This is a genomic window from Yoonia litorea (assembly GCF_900114675.1).
GTDB lineage: Bacteria > Pseudomonadota > Alphaproteobacteria > Rhodobacterales > Rhodobacteraceae > Yoonia > Yoonia litorea.
Genome location: NZ_FOZM01000003.1, coordinates 44,799 through 62,551, shown reverse-complemented (window position 1 = coordinate 62,551; position 17,753 = coordinate 44,799). Strand labels below are relative to the sequence as shown.

The 17,753-nt window shown below is 58.8% G+C and carries 20 protein-coding genes; 11 read left to right on the top strand and 9 right to left on the bottom strand.

The genetic code is table 11. From position 1 onward, the window contains the following. Positions 1–36 precede the first annotated feature (36 nt). On the bottom strand, positions 37–1,263 hold the full coding sequence (locus BM316_RS13465) for an ABC transporter substrate-binding protein (protein ID WP_242649909.1): 1,227 nt from the start codon (positions 1,261–1,263) through the stop codon (positions 37–39). A gap of 201 nt (positions 1,264–1,464) precedes the next feature. Here BM316_RS13465 and BM316_RS13460 point away from each other — a divergent pair, with 201 nt between their 5' ends. Next, a complete protein-coding gene (locus BM316_RS13460; protein WP_090209677.1) occupies positions 1,465–2,508 on the top strand; it encodes a LacI family transcriptional regulator in 1,044 nt (347 codons plus the stop codon). On the opposite strand, the gene BM316_RS13455 is transcribed toward BM316_RS13460, so the two are convergent. After that, positions 2,491–2,976 carry a gluconokinase gene (locus tag BM316_RS13455; protein WP_090209675.1) on the bottom strand — a complete coding sequence of 162 codons (486 nt, stop codon included), beginning with the start codon at positions 2,974–2,976 and terminating at the stop codon, positions 2,491–2,493. The genes BM316_RS13460 and BM316_RS13455 overlap by 18 nt on opposite strands. Position 2,977: 1 nt before the next feature. Continuing rightward, positions 2,978–3,823, bottom strand: a complete 846-nt coding sequence (locus tag BM316_RS13450; RefSeq protein WP_090209673.1) for an LOG family protein — start codon at positions 3,821–3,823, stop codon at positions 2,978–2,980. Between the two features lie 170 nt (positions 3,824–3,993). Between BM316_RS13450 and dapD the strand changes: the two genes are divergently transcribed. From dapD to rnr, 7 genes are all read left to right on the top strand, one after another. Next, the gene (gene dapD, locus BM316_RS13445; RefSeq protein ID WP_090209671.1) at positions 3,994–4,827 is read left to right on the top strand and encodes a 2,3,4,5-tetrahydropyridine-2,6-dicarboxylate N-succinyltransferase; all 834 of its coding nucleotides are present in this window, start codon (positions 3,994–3,996) and stop codon (positions 4,825–4,827) included. A gap of 98 nt (positions 4,828–4,925) precedes the next feature. Continuing rightward, positions 4,926–5,207, top strand: a complete 282-nt coding sequence (locus BM316_RS13440; protein ID WP_090209669.1) for a hypothetical protein — start codon at positions 4,926–4,928, stop codon at positions 5,205–5,207. Next, positions 5,204–5,533, top strand: coding sequence for a DUF8846 family protein (locus tag BM316_RS13435; protein ID WP_090209667.1), 330 nt, complete (start codon positions 5,204–5,206; stop codon positions 5,531–5,533). Before BM316_RS13440 ends, BM316_RS13435 begins: the two co-directional genes overlap by 4 nt. After that, positions 5,533–6,243, top strand: a complete 711-nt coding sequence (locus BM316_RS13430) for a heme-dependent oxidative N-demethylase family protein (RefSeq protein WP_090209666.1) — start codon at positions 5,533–5,535, stop codon at positions 6,241–6,243. The genes BM316_RS13435 and BM316_RS13430 overlap by 1 nt, the downstream gene beginning before the upstream one ends. Before the next feature lie 49 nt (positions 6,244–6,292). Continuing rightward, on the top strand, positions 6,293–7,435 hold the full coding sequence (gene dapE / locus BM316_RS13425; protein ID WP_090209664.1) for a succinyl-diaminopimelate desuccinylase: 1,143 nt from the start codon (positions 6,293–6,295) through the stop codon (positions 7,433–7,435). Positions 7,436–7,533: 98 nt separating this feature from the next. After that, positions 7,534–7,998, top strand: a complete 465-nt coding sequence (locus tag BM316_RS13420) for a hypothetical protein (RefSeq protein WP_090209661.1) — start codon at positions 7,534–7,536, stop codon at positions 7,996–7,998. Positions 7,999–8,051: 53 nt separating this feature from the next. After that, the gene (gene rnr / locus BM316_RS13415) at positions 8,052–10,307 is read left to right on the top strand and encodes a ribonuclease R (protein WP_090209659.1); all 2,256 of its coding nucleotides are present in this window, start codon (positions 8,052–8,054) and stop codon (positions 10,305–10,307) included. On the opposite strand, the gene BM316_RS13410 is transcribed toward rnr, so the two are convergent. Genes BM316_RS13410 through ribA form a run of 4 tightly spaced genes read right to left on the bottom strand, consistent with a single transcriptional unit; the run spans position 10,308 to position 12,924 of the window. After that, positions 10,308–10,793, bottom strand: coding sequence for a hypothetical protein (locus BM316_RS13410; RefSeq protein ID WP_242649908.1), 486 nt, complete (start codon positions 10,791–10,793; stop codon positions 10,308–10,310). Continuing rightward, positions 10,790–11,293 (bottom strand): RNA pyrophosphohydrolase, encoded by a 504-nt coding sequence (locus tag BM316_RS13405; protein ID WP_242649907.1) that lies wholly within the window; start codon positions 11,291–11,293, stop codon positions 10,790–10,792. The genes BM316_RS13410 and BM316_RS13405 overlap by 4 nt, the downstream gene beginning before the upstream one ends. A gap of 48 nt (positions 11,294–11,341) precedes the next feature. Next, a complete protein-coding gene (locus BM316_RS13400) occupies positions 11,342–11,836 on the bottom strand; it encodes a L,D-transpeptidase family protein (protein ID WP_090209657.1) in 495 nt (164 codons plus the stop codon). Positions 11,837–11,850: 14 nt separating this feature from the next. After that, positions 11,851–12,924, bottom strand: coding sequence for a GTP cyclohydrolase II (gene ribA / locus BM316_RS13395; protein WP_090210369.1), 1,074 nt, complete (start codon positions 12,922–12,924; stop codon positions 11,851–11,853). 162 nt (positions 12,925–13,086) lie between these two features. Here ribA and BM316_RS13390 point away from each other — a divergent pair, with 162 nt between their 5' ends. Next, positions 13,087–13,773, top strand: coding sequence for a response regulator transcription factor (locus BM316_RS13390; RefSeq protein ID WP_090209655.1), 687 nt, complete (start codon positions 13,087–13,089; stop codon positions 13,771–13,773). Between the two features lie 185 nt (positions 13,774–13,958). Beyond that, the gene (locus BM316_RS13385) at positions 13,959–14,333 is read left to right on the top strand and encodes a rhodanese-like domain-containing protein (protein ID WP_090209653.1); all 375 of its coding nucleotides are present in this window, start codon (positions 13,959–13,961) and stop codon (positions 14,331–14,333) included. Here the strand turns inward: BM316_RS13385 and BM316_RS13380 are convergent. Then, a complete protein-coding gene (locus BM316_RS13380) occupies positions 14,330–15,442 on the bottom strand; it encodes a trans-sulfuration enzyme family protein (RefSeq protein ID WP_090210367.1) in 1,113 nt (370 codons plus the stop codon). The genes BM316_RS13385 and BM316_RS13380 overlap by 4 nt on opposite strands. 47 nt (positions 15,443–15,489) lie before the next feature. Beyond that, entirely contained in the window at positions 15,490–16,365 is an 876-nt protein-coding gene (serB, locus tag BM316_RS13375; RefSeq protein ID WP_090209651.1) for a phosphoserine phosphatase SerB, read from the bottom strand. Positions 16,366–16,601: 236 nt separating this feature from the next. Here serB and BM316_RS13370 point away from each other — a divergent pair, with 236 nt between their 5' ends. Beyond that, positions 16,602–17,747 carry a phosphoserine transaminase gene (locus tag BM316_RS13370; RefSeq protein WP_090209649.1) on the top strand — a complete coding sequence of 382 codons (1,146 nt, stop codon included), beginning with the start codon at positions 16,602–16,604 and terminating at the stop codon, positions 17,745–17,747. Positions 17,748–17,753: the final 6 nt, after the last annotated feature.

The window sequence follows — 17,753 nt, the reverse complement described above, 5'->3', positions numbered from 1 at the left end:
ACGCGTGACGCGTGACGGACCATCTGGGAGGTAAGCTTAGTCAGCGCTTGCGATGATGTCGGCGTACTTCGCCTGTGCTTCGTCAGCTGGCATATCGCTGGACCAGAACTGGGCCATCAGGTCCTCGATCTGTGTCTGAGTGTCAGCGGAGAGCGACTGGTCGCCGGAAGGCAGGATGCCACCATCGGCCAGAATGCCCAGACCCTTCTGCATGCAGCCGTTTGCGGTCGACATATCAATGTCGCCACGTACTGGCAGCGAACCTTTTGCAAGGTTGAAGGAGACCTGAACTTCAGGAGAAATCAGCAGTGCAGCCAATTCTTTCTGCGCAGCCGTGATCTCTGGATCGTCATTCACGGGGAAGTAGAACGCGTCACCGCCTGTATCGAGGATCTCGTTCAGACCCAGACCTGGCAGACAGGAGTAATCCTGACCTTCAACCGCACCGGCAACAGAGAATTCGCCTTGCGCCCAGTCACCCATTAGCTGCGCGCCAGCCTGACCTGTGATTACGAGGTTTGTGGCCTGGTTCCAGTCTTGGACGTTACTGTTACGCGCGAGTTCACGCGCATCGGCAGCCGCCTGGAAAACAGCTGCATAGCTTTCGCCGCGGGCCACATCAGCGTTCTTGTTCACTGTCACTTCGCGCCAGTCATCAAGACCCGCGACGGCAATGGTGATCGCACCAAAGGCAAGGTTCTGCTGCCAGCCCTGCTGACCCATAGCGAGCGGGATTGTGCCCGCAGCTTCGAGTGCAGGCGCAGAAGCTACAAACTCGTTCCAGTCGGTTGGCACATCAAGACCTGCGGCCTCATAGGCGTCATGGCTGAGCCACAGCCACTGGGCAGAGTGGATGTTGACAGGCACGCAGTAGATGCGGCCATCAAGCGTGCAGCTGTCCAACAGCGAAGGCGGATTGACGATCTCGCGCCAGTTGCCTGCTTCGGCAACGTCGGTGAGGTCGAGCATCAGGCCTGCTTCGATCAGTTCTTCAGCTTGACGACCGTGGTTCAGCTGGGTTGCCGCCATCGGGTCGCCGCCGAGAATACGCGAAATAATGATCGGGCGGGCTGTGCCGCCGGAACCGGCAATTGCACCATCGACCCATGTGTTGCCTGTGGCGTTCCATGCTTCTGCGAACTTCGCAACAGCGGCAGCTTCACCGCCGGATGTCCACCAGTGGGTGACTTCAAGCTCGACTGCGGATGCCGCAGAGGCGCTGACGATGGCGGTTGCCGCCATCAGTTTTGTTGACAATTTCACGATTGTATCCTCCCTGGTCTAAATCGTTATAGATCAGCCTATAACGTTTTAGTTTGACCGATCAAGACAAAAGATGCATGTTTAAACGACGCAGGCACGAAAACGCTAACGCGTTGCTTCGAAACTCTTTTTCCTCGCCTTGAAATTCGGCTAAAGAGAAGGCGCGCGATTTCGCGCACAAAAGACAAGGAGCTGACCGATATGGCGCAGCGCAAATCATTGGATGCGATTCAGGCGGAAACACAGACATTCGAAGGCAAGCCGACCCTGAAGTCGATTTCGCGAATCAGCGGACTTGCAGTCCCGACGGTTTCGCGCGCGCTCAATGACGCGCCCGATATCGGGGCCGAGACCAAAAAGATGATCCGCCAGATCGCCAATGATATCGGCTATGTGCCAAACCGTGCTGGTGTGCGCCTGCGGACAGGGCGCACCAATGTCATCAGTCTGGTGATGTCCACCGAACATGATCTGATGAGCCATACTGCGAGGCTGATTGCCTCTGTCGCAGGTGGACTACGCAACACGCCCTATCATCTGGTGGTCACGCCATTCTTTCCCGATCAGGACCCGATGGACCCTGTCAGGTATATCGTTGAGACCGGATCTGCTGACGCGATCATCATGAACCAGATCAAACCTGAAGACCCACGTGTCGCCTATCTGATGGAAAAAGGTTTTCCCTTTGCCACCCATGGCCGGACCAACTGGGCAGACAGCCATGCCTACTACGATTTCGACAACACTGCATTTGGCCGCCTCGCCGGTGACAAGCTGGCAGCCCGCGGACGCAAGAATATCTGCGTGATCGCTCCGCCGCAGTCCCAAAGCTACGGCCAGCATATGGTCCAAGGCATCAGCGAAAGCTGTGAAGCGCACAACATGTCTTTTGAAATCCTTGAAGGGGTGACAAGCGACACAGCCAGCCTTGTCGTGATCGAACACCTGAAAGACTACCTCAAGGCAAATCCCAAGACTGACGCGGTGGTGACGGCTTCGACTTCTTCGGCCATGGCCGCCGTGGCTGCTGTTGAGGCCACTGGCGCGCAGGTCGGCAGGGATATTGATGTGGCCTCGAAAGAGGCGATGCCATTTCTGAAGATGTTCCGGTCCGACATTCTGACCATTGCAGAACAGGTCAACAGCGCCGGTGCCTTTCTTGCGAAGGCCGCTATTCAGGCAATCCGCGACCCTGACGCGCCGCCGCTGCAGGGTCTTGAGGTGCCGTCAGACCAGTCTTTCTAGCTGGTCAATGATCTTTGTGACGGGCTGGCCGATGTCGATCCGGGCAAAGCAGGTCTCAGGCGCTTCCAGCGTTGCGAACTGGCTGTCGAGCAGTGACGCCGGCATGAAGTGGTCGTGGCGCGCGCCGAGCCGTTTCGCGATCAGATCGCGGTCTGCCTCAAGATAGACCACTTCGAGCCGGGGGATCCTGTCACGCAGGTGCATCCGGTAGCTGCGCTTGAGGGCCGAGCAGGCAAAGACAACGGTTTCGTCGCGTTGCCGCACAATGACCTCTGCCGCGAGCCTGTCCAGCCAAGGCCAACGCATTTCATCCGTCAGGGCGTGCCCTGCGGCCATATGATCGACGTTCTGTTGCGGGTGATAGTCATCGCCATCCAGGAACACAGCGCCGATGCGGTCTGCAAAAGCAGCGCCGACTGTGGATTTCCCGCAGCCAGACACCCCCATCACCATGTATGCGCAGTTCATCTCAGCGCCCCGGAATGGACCCGCGTTTGGTGCCCACACCATCCCAGTTTTCCATCGCCTCGATGGCTTCTTCTGCGGTTTCGACAAACCGGAAGAGCTTGAGATCCTCGTCGGAGATGGTGCCAGCATCTGCCAATGCGTCCCAGTTGATGATCTTTTCCCAGAAGCTGCGTCCGAAAAGCAGGAAGGGGACTTGTTCCATCCGGCCGGTCTGGATCAGGGTCAACGCCTCGAAGAGTTCATCGAGCGTGCCGAACCCGCCAGGGAACACACAGACCGCAGAGGCGCGCATCAGGAAATGCATCTTGCGAATGGCGAAGTAGTGAAAGTTGAAGCAAAGTTCCGGCGTGACGTAGGTATTGGGCGCCTGCTCATGCGGCAGGACGATATTCAGCCCGATCGACCGACCGCCGGCCTCCTCGGCACCGCGGTTGCCCGCTTCCATCACACCGGGGCCACCGCCTGTCACGATCACGTTCTCATGGCCTCCGTCGGCGAGCGAGCGTTCTGTCACCATCCGCGCAAAGCGCCGCGCCTCTTCATAGTATTGTGACAGATCCGCAAGTTTTTCGGTGCGCGCCGTGTGGCGCAAGCCGGGTTCGGGAATACGCGCGCCCCCGAAAAGAACGACCGTGGAATCGACGCCGGCCTCATTCATCAGCATCTCGGGCTTGAGAAGCTCCAGTTGCAGGCGAACGGGTCGCAATTCCTCGCGACAAAGGAAATCGGTATCGACGAAGGCCAGTTGGTAAGACGGCGCGCGCGTCTGCGGTGTATCGGGGCAGTGGGTCGCGGCCTCGCGGTCTTCGTCGCTGCCACGCAGAGGATGATGGCGGTCGTCTTTCATGGTGATCCCTCCTTGAGTGTCCGGTCAGACTTGCCTGCTTGGGTCGAAGATGCAAACGCATAAGGTGAAGTTCAGATCCCTGCCCTTGTTGCTGCGCAATCGCGCCCTATTCATTGCCAAGATCGCCCTTGTTTCATATGGCAGGGCGCAGACTGCGAAAGGATTGATCCATGACCACCGACACCGCTGCCCTTGAGACCGCAATCGAAGCCGCATGGGACGCCCGCGACGGCATCACCAGCGCGACGACTGGCGAAACGCGTGATGCCATCGAGGAGACTTTGCACGCCCTCGACAGTGGACAGTTGCGCGTGGCCGAGCGGCAGGATGATGGTAACTGGCACGTCAACCAGTGGGCCAAGAAGGCCGTTCTGCTTGGTTTCCGGATCAAGGACATGGAACCGCAATCAGGTGGGCCGCAGGGTGCTGGCTGGTGGGACAAGGTAGACAGCAAGTTCAAAGGCTGGGAAGCGGCTGACTGGCAAGCTGCAGGTTTCCGTGCGGTGCCCAACTGCGTCGTCCGCAAGTCGGCCTATATCGCACCGGGCGTCGTCCTGATGCCATCCTTTGTGAACCTTGGCGCCTATGTGGACGAAGGCACGATGGTCGATACATGGGCGACCGTGGGTTCTTGCGCGCAGATCGGCAAGAACGTGCACCTGTCCGGTGGTGTCGGTATTGGCGGCGTGCTTGAGCCGATGCAGGCCGGTCCGACCATCATCGAGGACAACTGCTTTATCGGTGCCCGCTCCGAAGTTGTTGAAGGCTGCATCGTGCGCGAAGGCTCGGTCCTCGGCATGGGTGTCTTCATCGGCAAATCGACCAAGATCGTTGATCGCGAAACCGGTGAAGTCATGTACGGCGAAGTGCCGCCCTATTCGGTTGTTGTTGCGGGTTCGATGCCATCAAAGAACAATGTCAGCCTTTACTGCGCTGTCATCGTCAAGCGCGTTGACGAAAAGACACGTTCGAAGACCGGCATCAACGAGTTGTTGCGCGACTGATCGCGGGACAGAAAACCTGTTTCAGACATCAGCCATCTGGTGACGCTCCGGCGTGAACGATGTTATGCTGCACCTGCTAGCAGCCGGAGAGATCACCGATGATCCTGAGCCGTATCCTTGCGCGCAAACGCATGGCGGCGGGCATACGTCCGTCGTTCAAGGCGGCATGGCTGCCGGTGCTGTTCGACGTGACCTTTATCGGCCTGATCATGGCGTGGCTGTTCCTGCCCGCGGTGTCATTGACGATCATCATGGACCTGTCGTTGCTCTGGCGCATTCTGTTGCTTCTTGTTGTGATCTATGTCCCGTTACAGATCGTGATTATCAACTCGACCATCTGGGCGGTCCGCTCGCGCTGGGAAGAGAAAGAAAGCCAATGAACAAGCCCAAAAAGAAACATGACGTCTACACCCTTTTGGTGGAGGTTGGGCGCAACGCAGGTGACGGCTTGCCCAAAGAGGCCACCGGTGCGGCGCTGATGTGCTACGCCAGCGGCGTTGACGAGGCAGAAGCGGTACGAGAGACGGTCGCAATCCTTAAGCAGGCAGATCTGGCCCCGCTGGATGTGTCTGGCTACGGCACGCTTGTGGAACGTCTGGCCGAAGGGCACGACATTTCCGACGAGGAACAGGCCCTGATGCAGCGCGCACTGGATGAGAATAGCGTGATCGTGGCGCAGATGACGCCGTTTTTTGACAAGGCATAATGCCGACGATCCTGCAATCCGCGCTTCCTGATGCTTTGACGGGGGACGCAGCGCTGCCCGGCACGCGCCCCTGCCCGCCCGACGGGTGGCTTATGGTGGATGATGCCTACGCCGATCAGATGGCCTATCGCGCCGACCTGCTGCGCAACAAGCGAGACGCCGTTCTCTACGCGCCCGATGAGGTGCTGGGGCCTGCAAGAGAGTTGCTGGATGAGGTTCTTGCTTGTCTGCCTGCGAAGGGATTCAGCGTCAGTGCCGCGGAGGTGACGTGCCCCGACGGGCGCACGTTGGTCATTGACCGCGACGCCCCCCTTCTGACCCTTGGCCATCTGGTGCAGGAAGACCTCTGCATCCTCGAAAAGCGTGGGGCCGAGCATGTCCTGACGGGTGCTGTTTTGTGCTTTCCTGCAAGCTGGCGTCTGGCCGACAAGGTCGGCCGCCCGCTGGCGACGATCCATGATCCTGTTCCCGAATACGACAGCAATATCGCCGCGCGCGTGCAGCGCCTTTTCGACGGCGTGCAGGTAGGACGACCGCTTTGGCGGTTTAACAGGCTCCGCTATGCCAACCCCGATTTGCATCAGCCTGTCAGACAAGACCCTGACGCCCCGCGCCCTTATCACCGCTCGGAGCGCCAGAGCATCTTGCGCCTGCCCCGGACGCAGGCGGTTGTCTTCACCATTCATACCTTCGTGGTCGCTGACCGCTGATTGCATCCCATGCGCCATCCCGATAGCCATTGGGGAAAGGAGCTAACACATGCCTATTGATCCCGTTGACCTGACTGCGGCACTTGTCCGTTGCCCATCTATCACCCCCGAAGAGGGTGGTGCGTTGGTCCATCTGGAAAAAGTCCTGACAGATGGTGGTTTCACCTGCACCCGCGTGGATCGCGGCGGCGTGTCAAACCTCTTTGCACGTTGGGGACGGCAGGGCGCAAACCGCTCGTTCGGGTTCAACGGCCACACTGATGTGGTGCCTTTGGGCGATGAAGCTGCCTGGACGATGCCGCCCTTCGGCGCCGAGATCAAAGACGGCTACCTTTATGGCCGTGGTGCAACGGATATGAAATCGGGTGTGGCGGCTTTTGCGGCGGCGGCGATTGATTTTGTTCAGGACACGCCACCTGATGGCGCCATTATCCTCGCCGTTACCGGCGATGAGGAAGGCGATGCGACAGATGGCACGACTGCCTTGCTCGACTGGATGGCCGCCAATAACGAAAACATGAGCGTTTGCCTTGTTGGTGAACCGACCTGCCCAGACGTGATGGGTGAGGCGATGAAGATTGGCCGGCGGGGGTCAATGGCCGCGTTTTTCACGGTCACGGGGGTACAGGGACATGCGGCCTATCCGCATCGTGCCAAGAACCCGATGCCTGCGATCGCACGATTGATGGATGCGTTGTCCAGCCGCGTGCTGGACGAGGGGACAGAACATTTCGATCCTTCGTCACTCCAGGTGCTGACCATCGACACCGGCAATCCTGCGACCAATGTCATTCCGTCACAGACCCGCGCGACCGTGAATATCCGCTTCAACGACACCCACACCAGCGCGGCCCTGACCACCTGGATGCAGGAGGAAGCTGACAAGGTCGCTGCGGCGTTCGACGTCAAGGTCGAGATGCGGGTGAGGGTCTCTGGCGAAAGCTTTGTGACCCCTCCGGGAGAGCTGTCCGATCTGGTCGGCGCTGCGGTCGAGGCCGAGACAGGGGTAGAACCCGCATTGTCCACCTCTGGCGGCACGTCGGATGCACGGTTCGTCAAGGATCATTGCCCTGTGGTCGAATTCGGCCTGACGGGCAAAACGATGCATCAGGTGGATGAGCGGGTGAAGGTCGATGAGGTCCACCAGCTCAAGGCGATCTACACGCGCATCCTGCGTGACTATTTTGCATAACGCCGCGGGATTTCCGCAAATCCCGCCCGTTGCGGCCCTTGTCCTGCCTTAGTTCTGCGGCACTGGTTGCCGAGTAAGAATACTCAGGAGCTATTTTCATGAAGCGTTTTGCCCTTGCCGCCATCGCTGCTGTTACCTTGTCCGGATGTTTGTCGTTTCCGACCACACCGGAAGAACTGCGCAGCCACTCAGGTGTCCGCACAGAAACAATTGAGGTGAACCGCTCGGCCTCTGCTGCGATGTCCACGATTTCCAATCGCGGACGGTCCTGCCTGAATTTCGGGTCTCAGACACAGATCACGCGCGGGATGACCATGAACGCGATCTTCACCGACAATTACCGCACACGTCGCGAAGGCAATTCTTTCATCGTTGAGCATATGAGCCCTAACAACGTCGGTGATCCGGGCTGGTACCCGCGTGTTCTGGCCGATGTTGTCGCGACCGGCTCAGGCGCGCGCGTCACAACCTACGCCCCCATTGGTGATGGCGTCTTCACACGGGCCATTCAGGCATGGGCGCGTGGTGATACGACGCCCTGCCCCCGTAACGATCTGTTCTGATCAAACGCAGCTATTTGGATGACGCTTGCCGCAGCCCGTGCTAGGGCTGCGCCATGACACGTATCCCCTCGAAATCGGAAATCCTCGACTGGATTTCGGCAAACCCCACCAAATCCGCCAAGCGCGACATTGCCAAAGCCTTTGGCATCAAAGGGGCTGCGCGGATTGATCTCAAACGGTTGCTCAAGGAATTGCAGGATGAGGGCAAGCTTACCAAACGCCGCTCATCCTATCGCGATGCCGAAGAGCTGCCGCCGGTGGCGGTGCTGGAAATCCTCGGACCGGATCCGGACGGGGATGTTTTTGCCAGACCGATGGAGTGGACAGGCGAAGGACCTGAGCCGCGCATCCTGATGATGCTGCGCGAAAGCGATCCAGCACTGGGTCAGGGAGACCGCATTCTGGGGCGTCTGACCGTCGACAAGACCGAGGACTACACCCACACCGCCCGTATGATCCGCCGCATCGGTGCCAACCCTTTGCGTATTCTCGGTGTCTTCCGTGCGGGATCAGAGGGCGGGCGTATCCTGCCAATCGACAAAGGTGCTGACAAACAATGGACCGTAGCTCCGGGTGCGACGGGCGGGGCCAAGGACGGAGAGCTTGTGGAGGCCGAACAGGCCGGCCCCAAAGGCCGGCTGGGGCTGCCAAAGGCCCGCATCATCACGCGGCTTGGCGATCCGACTGCGCCACGCGCAGTGTCGCTGATTGCAATCCATCAGCATGGGATTCCTGACCATTTCCCGGACGAGGTCATTGCCGAGGCCGATGCGGCGACGCCTGCAAAGCTCGGCAAACGGCGGGACCTGCGGGATATGCCGCTGATCACCATCGACCCTTGGGATGCCCGCGACCATGACGATGCCTGCTTTGTCGAGGCTGACACAGATCCCAAGAATGAAGGCGGATTCATCATCTGGGTCGCGATTGCGGATGTTGCCCATTACGTGACGCCCGGCTCGGCACTTGACCGCGAAGCGCGGCAACGCGGCAATTCCACATACTTCCCCGACCGGGTTGTGCCAATGTTGCCGGACCGGCTGTCTGGTGATCTGTGTTCGCTGCACGAAGGAGTGGAACGCGCCTGCCTTGCGGTTGCCATGCGGATTGACGCGGCTGGCATTAAAATAGACCACCAGTTCCATCGCGGGCTGATGAAATCAGTCGCATCACTCAATTACGAAGAAGTCCAGGCGGCAGTTGACGGGCAACCAAACGACAAGGTTGCGCCGCTGATGGATGAGATCATCTCACCACTTTACGGTGCGTTTTCAGCCTTGATGAAGGCGCGGGCGCGGCGTCAACCGCTCGACCTTGACCTGCCGGAACGCCAGATTGTCCTGAACGACAAGGGACAAGTGACCTCGGTCCGGTTCAAGGAACGGCTCGATGCGCACCGGCTGATCGAGGAGTTCATGGTGCTGGCCAACGTGGCCGCCGCTGAAACGCTCATCGCCAAGAAATCGCCGCTACTGTTCCGCGTCCACGAAGAACCCGACCCTGACAAGCTGGAGGCCTTGCGCGAGGTGGCGCAAGCCTCGGGTCTCAATCTTGCAAAGGGTCAGGTGCTCAAGACCGCGCACCTCAATGCGTTGTTGCGTGGCGCGCAGGGGTCAGAGAATGACGAATTGATTAATATGGCCACCCTGCGGGCGATGACGCAGGCGTATTATGCGCCGGATAACTTCGGTCATTTCGGCCTTGCTTTGCGCTCTTACGCGCATTTCACGTCACCCATCCGCCGCTATGCCGACCTCATCGTCCATCGTGCCCTGATCACGGCGCATGGCTGGGGTGATGATGGTCTGAGTGAATGGGACATCGCCCATCTGGCCGATACGGGAAAGCAGATCAGCGACACCGAACGGCGCTCGATGGCGGCTGAACGGGACACCACGGATCGCTACCTCGCGGCCTTTCTGTCGGACCGTGTCGGTGCAGAACTGACGGGCAAGATTAGCGGCATCGCCAAATTCGGGGTTTTTGTGAAACTTGACGAGACCGGCGCGGACGCAATGATCCCCATCCGCACACTGGGGCGCGAGTTCTTTCACTATGATGCCGATAGTCAGACCTTGATGGGGTCTGACAGTGGCATGGTGATCGGTCTTGGGCAGAAGGCAACCGTCAAGCTGGCCGAAGCGGCACCTGTCTCTGGCGGGTTGATCGTGGAATTGGTCGCGCTTGATGATCGGATCATGCCGCGTGGCCCTAGCCGTGGACGGGGCAAGCCGCCGCGCCGCAAACAGGCCAGCGGACGCAAGAAAGCGGCAAAAACGGCCCGCAAGGTCAAGCGCAAGCGGAAATGATTATTCGCTGACAGGCACGCAAGTTCCGTCAGCCATGCAGCTTTCCAGCATCGTGACCACCGCGTCGGTTGGCTCGAAAAATGTCATGCTGCCACAGGGGTCAGCCTGTAGAATTGCCGGCGGGTCGCTGAAAGGCACAAACCAGACTGCCTCGACGTTGCTGCGGGCCGAGCCGCACCACGGACCGGCGCAATTGACCTGCAACAGGACGTTGCCGACATAATCTGTCGTAAAGCCTTGCTTGCTCAAGCCACTGCCGACAAAGAACCCAGGGATGGGGTCAGGCTGCGCCATGTCGTTGTCGCCGACGCTTGGCGGCAGGGCCGCTTCGTCAAATGTCAGTGTGCCGCGCAGCACGAAATAGCTTTCCTCCGCGGCTGCGAGCCGTTTGAAGGTCTCAATGGGGTCTGGCCGCAGACAAGAGAGCGCTACCGACTGTGTTGCGAAGGCTGCACACAGAACGGTTGTGATCAGCAGACGTATCACAGTTTGTCACCAAATTCGGCCAAGACCTGTTGATAGACCTCCCGCTTGAAAGGGACGATTGCCGCCACGATCTCACCGGCGTCGATCCATTTCCAAGCGGTGAATTCGGGGTGATCTGTGTCGAGGTTGATGTCGCGATCCATCCCGTGAAAGCGCATCAGATACCATTTCTGTTCCTGCCCGCGATACCGCCCGCCCCAGATATTGGGAACGAGTGCATGGGGGATATCATAGCGGATCAGCCCTTTGGTCTCTGCTTCGGTCGAGACAAGCTTGGCCGGGATGCTCGTCTCTTCTTCCAGCTCCCGCAAAGCAGCGTCGCGGGTGTTTTCACCTTTGTCGACGCCCCCTTGTGGCATTTGCCAGGCGTCGGTGTCTCGGTCGCGACGTTGTGCGACAAATACCTGTCCGCGCGGATTGGCGAGCATCACGCCAACGCAGGGGCGATAGGGAAGCTGGGCGATTTCGTCAGGGGTCATGGCTGGGCCTTGGTCTTTCATCTGATCCACCTTTTGCGGGTTGGACGAGATTTAGGCAAGATGGCGGCGCTATGCGATAACAAGGCGTGTTTCATGGCGGATGCGGGCGGCTATCCAGCGCAGGTGGTCTCGTCTGAAGGCAATACATCCCGCCGTCGGCCGCCCCGGCCCGCGCCACTGATGGATAAAAATCGCAGACCCCCTGCCCTTGACCGCGTAAGGCCAGTTCCAGTCTGTCAGGATCACCAGGTCATACATTGGATCAGCCCTGCGCAGGCGTTCGTGACTATAGGGATAGGGTGCACGCACCATGAGGTTATAGTCCTCATGGGACGGATCATCTGACCACAGATCAGACGGTCCGATGGGAAGCGCCCAATCTGCTGGACGCGCCATCCGGTCAGGCCGGTAAAGCATCCCGACGATCCGATGCGTGCCACGCGGCGTCGCACCGTCGCCTTCCTTTTTGCGATCCGTTAACCCACCGCGCCCGATGGTGCAGGGAAAGCGGCGGTTCATAAAGCGCAGGTGGGTAGGGGTGAGGACAAGATCGGTGGGTTTCATGTCATCTCACCTGATCAAAAAATATGACCCGACTTCGCGGCCTTTGTGGCGAGGTATCCTTCGTTGTGGCGGTTTTCGCCGACCTTGAGCGGCACGCGTTCGACGACGGTCAGGCCGCAGCTGTTCATGCGTTCGACTTTAGCGGGATTGTTGGTCATCAGCCGCACTTGAGAGAACCCCATGCGGCGTAAAATCTCCGCCCCGATGCGGAAATCGCGCTCGTCATCCTCGAACCCGAGGCGGTGGTTGGCCTCGACCGTGTCAAAGCCCTGATCCTGTAACGAATAGGCCCGCATCTTGTTGGCAAGGCCGATCCCGCGTCCTTCCTGATTAAGGTAAAGCAGAACGCCAGCACCCTCCGCCCCCATCTGGGCGAGGGCGCCGCGCAGTTGCGGGCCGCAGTCGCATTTCAGCGATCCCAGCAAGTCGCCGGTGAAACAGGCCGAATGCAGGCGCGACAGCACCGGCTGTTCCCGGTCGGGACGGCCGATCTCAACGGCGTAGTGTTCTTCTCCGCCATCCTCGGGGCGGAAGATGTGCAGACGCCCGGCTTCTGATACCGTCAGCGGCAGGCGCGCATGGACGATTTCGTGCAATGGGCTGAGCGACGTGTCGACCGCGGCTGCCTCGGGCACCAATGTCAGATTGTTCTGGGTGGCGAAGGCGGATGCGTCGGTCACTTCGACAACAACGGCTGCAGGAAGAAGCCGCGCCGATTTTGTCAGCACGATGGCGGCGCGATGGAGCGCGGCAGACCCGTCACGCTGGGTGAGAAGCGGGCCTTTCATCGGGCTGCGCAAGTCATCGGCAGGGTCCGCAATAGCACGCACCCATGCAAGGTCCGCGTCAGACGGGATTTGAACGCGGGCAACGTCTCCGTCATAGGCGCGGGCTTTGAGGGTGTCCGCGCGCCACGACGTAATGGCCAATACCGGATCGCCGATCGAGCGCATCGCAGCAAGACGTTTTGCGTCCAAGGTCTCTGCTGCGAGAATCACGGCACCACCGGCAAAAACCACAGGCACACCCATGCGCAAATCCGATCGCGCACGTGCCAAGCGTTCATTTGTGTCGGGGGAAAAGCCCATCAGGTTCATGCCTTGCAATTTGTTTCAATCCCATACCCGTTCCGTCGCGAAAGTGAAACATTTGCCGGTCAAATCACACGTCCGTGTGAACCTTTCATCCTGTCACTTGTTGAGGACGTAACAAGAACACAAGTCTGATCCAGACGGCAAAGGAGGCCGCAGATGGCACAATTGAAGAAAATCTTGCTGGTGGATGATGATGACGACCTGCGCGAAGCGCTGGGCGAGCAGTTGTTGATGACCGAAGACTTCGATGTTTTCGAAGCCGACGACGGTGCCAGTGCAATGGTGAAGGCAAAAGAAGGCCTTTACGATCTGATGATTCTCGATGTGGGTCTACCAGATACAGACGGACGTGAGCTTTGCCGCGTGTTGCGCAAGCAAGGCGTGAAGTGTCCGATCCTGATGCTGACGGCACAAGACAGCGATGCAGATACCATCCTTGGACTTGATGCTGGTGCCAACGATTATGTCAGCAAACCTTTCAAATTCCCTGTCCTTCTGGCCCGTATCCGGAGCCAGTTGCGCACGCACGAACAGTCAGAAGATGCTGTTTTCCAGCTTGGACCTTACACGTTCAAGCCAGCACAGAAGCTGCTGGTGACCGAAGACGATAAGAAAATCCGTCTGACCGAAAAAGAAACCAACATCCTCAAGTTCCTCTATCGCTCGACCGAGGGTGTGGTGGCCCGTGATGTGCTCTTGCATGAGGTCTGGGGCTATAACGCGGGTGTCACGACACACACGTTGGAGACACATATTTACCGTCTTCGCCAGAAAATTGAACCAGATCCGTCCAATGCGCGCCTTCTTGTGACCGAATCTGGTGGCTATCGTTTGGTGGCATAGAGAGCGTTCCGACGGCTGACTGATTCCCTCGCAGTGCCGTCGGACCCAAGAGTTCCCGCCGAAGATCGGGTTATATCTTCACCTCCCTGTTGGACTTGCCCGGGCTTCGCGCCCGGGCTTTTTTCTTTTCTGGTTATTTCGCGATCCGCACTTAAGTTGAGAGGAAAGCAACCGGGAGAAACCAGATGAAATCAGCCAAAGACTTTATGGACGAAGCGAACGCCGTTGTGCCGCGTCTGAGCGCAGAAGATGCGATTGCGAAGTACAATGCCGGAGGTGGCGTTTTTGTTGACGTGCGCGACAGCGGTGCCATCGCCCAGAGCGGAACGATCAAGGGCGCGCATCGCATTGCACGCGGGATGATGGAATTCGTCGCGGACCCTGAAACCCAGTTCTACAACGACGCACTTCAGAAAGACGCTGACATTTACCTGATCTGCGGCGCAGGCGGTCAGGCGGCCCTTGCAGGCAAAACGCTCAAGGACATGGGGTACCAGAACGTCACCAACATCGGTGGTTTCGGCGCCTGGAAAGAGGCTGGCGGTCCGACCGAAGACTAGGCCAGCGCCTGTTCCCAATCCGCGATCAGATCATCGATATGTTCGATCCCCACTGAGACGCGGATCAAATTCTCAGGAATGCCGGTGTGCGGTTCAATCGTTTGCCGGTGTTCCACGAGACTTTCGACACCGCCGAGCGATGTTGCACGCAAGAAGACCTGTAATTTCCCTGTGACCTGCAAAGCGCGGGCGCGGTCCCCCCTCACCAGAACAGACAGAAGGCTGCCATAGCCGCCTTGCATCTGTTTTTGCGCAATCGCGTGGCCAACATGGTGCGGCAATCCGGGGTAAAAGACATCTTCTACCCCGTCATGTGCGAGAAGATGTTCAGCAAGTTCCTGTGCGTTCTGGCTCATCCGCTCAACACGCAAAGGCAGCGTGCGCATCGCACGGGTCAGAAGCCATGCCTCGAACGGGCCAAGGATTGCACCAGCCATTTTGCGATCCGCACGGATCATCTGCCAGACCTCAGTCTCGGCATTGCGGGTCGAAAGCACGCCCGCCAGCACATCAGAGTGCCCGTTGATGCCTTTGGTGGCCGAATGCATCACAATATCTGCGCCGAAATCCAGACCACGCATCAGGATCGGTGTCGCTGCTGTGGCATCCACCACAAGCAGTCCAGATGTTGCGTCTTTGACGGCGGCGATATCGACGGATTTCAGCCAAGGGTTTGATGGGGTCTCAATGAAAACCAAGTCCGCCGGTTGCTCTGCGGCGGTCGCGATCAGATCATCTGCGTCCACTTCGGTCAGCGCAATCTCGCGGCGCTCGCAGAAATCCCTGATCCAGGCCATTGTCCCCCAATAAATGCCGGATTGGACAATGACCTTTGCCCCGTTTGGCAAGGTCCGGAACACCGCCGCAATTGCCGCCATGCCCGACGGGAAGAGCAACGTTTCAGCCGCATCCTCAAGCCGGCGCAGCACTTCTTGGGCTTGCCGCAAATTGTCGGAATCGTCACGCGAATAGATATTATCCGCCCGGACCGGCGCGTAGTCAGCATCGCGCATGAAGGTGGTGGACGGTTGCAGCGCAGGCACAACACCACCCGAGTGTTGATCGACGGCTCCGGCAGCATGCGCTGCGATTGTGGCGGGCTTTTTCATTTGATCCATGGCGATGTTGTTGCAGCGGGTGCCTTGGCTGGCAAGTCTCAGGAGACGAATTCGTCGCGGCTATAGCCTTGTAGATAGAGAAGCGCTGTCAGATCGCCATGATTGATCCTGATATCGCATTGCGCCTGCACTGCGGGTTTTGCATGCAGGGCAACGCCTGCCCCGGCACGGCCCAACATGCCAAGATCATTAGCACCGTCACCCACTGCCATGACGTCACTCTCGGTGATCCCCAAACGTGCGGTGATCTCTTCAAGGGCCTGCACTTTGGCGGCTTTGCCCAAAATCGGGCGACCCACCTCGCCTGTCAGGGTGCCGTTACTTGTAAGCAGCGTGTTGGCGCGGTTTTCATCAAACCCCAATGCCGCGGCGACGCGCGCTGTGAAGGCTGTGAAACCGCCCGACACAAGGGCCGCGTAGGCGCCATTGGCTTTCATGGTGTTCACCAGTTCATAGCCACCGGGCATATATGTGATCCTTCGATCTAGCGCCTCCTCAATCACGCCGACGGGCAAGCCCTTGAGCAAGCCTACGCGTTCGATCAAGGCGGCCTCGAAATCAAGCTCGCCGTTCATGGCCCGGGCCGTAATGTCGGCAACATGTGCGCCGACACCGGCCTCATCGGCGAGTTCGTCGATGCATTCCTGACGGATCATTGTGCTGTCCATATCCGCAAGCAGCATCTGCTTTCGCCGCCCTTCAAGCGGTTGCACGACCAGATCAACACATGCCTGCTGCAGATCTTCCCAGACCTGCCAGTGCGTGTCCGGCATTGCGGGCACTGCAAACTCGGCAGCCTCATCAATTGAGAGCCAGTTTGCATCCCCGCCACCCCAAGCATTGCGCAAATTCTCGACCAGAGCCTTGTCGAGCTGACGTTCGGTCGGGGTCGTGATCAGGGTAACAGTAAACATGGGGGCCTCGTTTCGGTAGCACGCGATGTCTAGCGCCGCTCGTGCACGAATGGCACCCCAAAAACCTTCACTTCGCGGAAACGCAAGTTTCCTATTCGCGCAAATCGTGTCGCAAAATTTTTGCAAGACGACGGTTTTTGACGTTTTCGCTATTGCCCGAACATCCTGCGGGCAGTATCTGCGCGAGTGGGACACCCTTCCCCAACGAAGGGCGCATATCTGTAAGGATACCACCGATGGTAGATACAAAACCGGCAACGCGGCCGGCAAACCCGCGTTTTTCATCTGGCCCTTGCGCCAAACCCCCCGTCTGGAAATTGGAAGCCCTCAGCGATGCCGCACTCGGCAGATCGCATCGTGCCGCCATTGGCAAAGCCAAGCTTGCAGAAGCCATTGACCTGACGCGTGAAATTCTTGGCGTGCCTGACGACTACCGGATCGGGATCGTACCGGCATCTGACACCGGCGCTTTCGAGATGGCGATGTGGTCGCTGCTGGGCGAACGCCCTGCCGAGATGGTCGCTTGGGAAAGCTTTGGCGCTGGCTGGGTCACAGACGTGGTCAAGCAACTCAAGATCGATGCAACGACGCATACAGCCGAATATGGCGAGATCGTCGACATGGCGGCGCTAAACTACGACAACGACGTGTGCTTTACGTGGAACGGCACGACCTCTGGCGTGCGTGTGACCAGTGGCGATGTGATCCCGGCAAACCGTGCGGGCCTGACACTTTGTGATGCGACCTCTGCCGCTTTTGCGCAGGACCTTCCTTGGGACAAGCTGGATGTGACGACCTTCTCTTGGCAGAAGGTCATGGGTGGTGAAGCGGCGCATGGTATGCTGATCCTGTCACCGCGCGCTGTTGAACGGCTGGAAAGCTACACCCCTGCCTGGCCTTTGCCGAAGATTTTCCGCCTGACCAAAGGTGGCAAGTTGATTGAAGGCATCTTCCGTGGCGAAACCATCAACACGCCATCCATGCTGGCGGTTGAGGATTACCTTGCTGCGTTGAAATGGGCGCGGTCCATCGGTGGTCTGGATGCCTTGATCCACCGTGCCAACGCCAATGCGCAGGCGATCTGGAATTTCTGCGCTGAAAAGCCATGGATCGCGAACCTTGCCGTTGATCCGGCCACACGCTCCAACACGTCTGTCTGTCTGAAGTTCACAGATGACCGCATCACCGACGGCGCTGCATTTGCAAAAGCTGTAGCCAAGCGTCTTGAGGCCGAGAATATCGCCCTCGATATCGGCGCCTACCGCGACGCCCCTGCCGGTTTGCGGATCTGGTGCGGCGCGACAGTCGAGACCTCTGACATCGAAAAGATGCTGCCGTGGCTTGAATGGGCGTTCGAAGCTGAGATCGCAGCACAAGCTTAATCATAT

What these genes read in the sequence shown, in the direction of transcription:
- BM316_RS13460 (WP_090209677.1), top strand. Translation starts at nt 1,465, where the DNA reads ATGGCGCAGCGCAAATCATTGGATGCGATTCAGGCGGAAACACAGACA.
- BM316_RS13455 (WP_090209675.1), bottom strand. Translation starts at nt 2,976, where the DNA reads ATGAACTGCGCATACATGGTGATGGGGGTGTCTGGCTGCGGGAAATCC.
- BM316_RS13450 (WP_090209673.1), bottom strand. Translation starts at nt 3,823, where the DNA reads ATGAAAGACGACCGCCATCATCCTCTGCGTGGCAGCGACGAAGACCGC.
- dapD (WP_090209671.1), top strand. Translation starts at nt 3,994, where the DNA reads ATGACCACCGACACCGCTGCCCTTGAGACCGCAATCGAAGCCGCATGG.
- BM316_RS13440 (WP_090209669.1), top strand. Translation starts at nt 4,926, where the DNA reads ATGATCCTGAGCCGTATCCTTGCGCGCAAACGCATGGCGGCGGGCATA.
- BM316_RS13435 (WP_090209667.1), top strand. Translation starts at nt 5,204, where the DNA reads ATGAACAAGCCCAAAAAGAAACATGACGTCTACACCCTTTTGGTGGAG.
- BM316_RS13430 (WP_090209666.1), top strand. Translation starts at nt 5,533, where the DNA reads ATGCCGACGATCCTGCAATCCGCGCTTCCTGATGCTTTGACGGGGGAC.
- dapE (WP_090209664.1), top strand. Translation starts at nt 6,293, where the DNA reads ATGCCTATTGATCCCGTTGACCTGACTGCGGCACTTGTCCGTTGCCCA.
- BM316_RS13420 (WP_090209661.1), top strand. Translation starts at nt 7,534, where the DNA reads ATGAAGCGTTTTGCCCTTGCCGCCATCGCTGCTGTTACCTTGTCCGGA.
- rnr (WP_090209659.1), top strand. Translation starts at nt 8,052, where the DNA reads ATGACACGTATCCCCTCGAAATCGGAAATCCTCGACTGGATTTCGGCA.
- BM316_RS13405 (WP_242649907.1), bottom strand. Translation starts at nt 11,293, where the DNA reads ATGAAAGACCAAGGCCCAGCCATGACCCCTGACGAAATCGCCCAGCTT.
- BM316_RS13400 (WP_090209657.1), bottom strand. Translation starts at nt 11,836, where the DNA reads ATGAAACCCACCGATCTTGTCCTCACCCCTACCCACCTGCGCTTTATG.
- ribA (WP_090210369.1), bottom strand. Translation starts at nt 12,924, where the DNA reads ATGGGCTTTTCCCCCGACACAAATGAACGCTTGGCACGTGCGCGATCG.
- BM316_RS13390 (WP_090209655.1), top strand. Translation starts at nt 13,087, where the DNA reads ATGGCACAATTGAAGAAAATCTTGCTGGTGGATGATGATGACGACCTG.
- BM316_RS13385 (WP_090209653.1), top strand. Translation starts at nt 13,959, where the DNA reads ATGAAATCAGCCAAAGACTTTATGGACGAAGCGAACGCCGTTGTGCCG.
- BM316_RS13380 (WP_090210367.1), bottom strand. Translation starts at nt 15,442, where the DNA reads ATGAAAAAGCCCGCCACAATCGCAGCGCATGCTGCCGGAGCCGTCGAT.
- serB (WP_090209651.1), bottom strand. Translation starts at nt 16,365, where the DNA reads ATGTTTACTGTTACCCTGATCACGACCCCGACCGAACGTCAGCTCGAC.
- BM316_RS13370 (WP_090209649.1), top strand. Translation starts at nt 16,602, where the DNA reads ATGGTAGATACAAAACCGGCAACGCGGCCGGCAAACCCGCGTTTTTCA.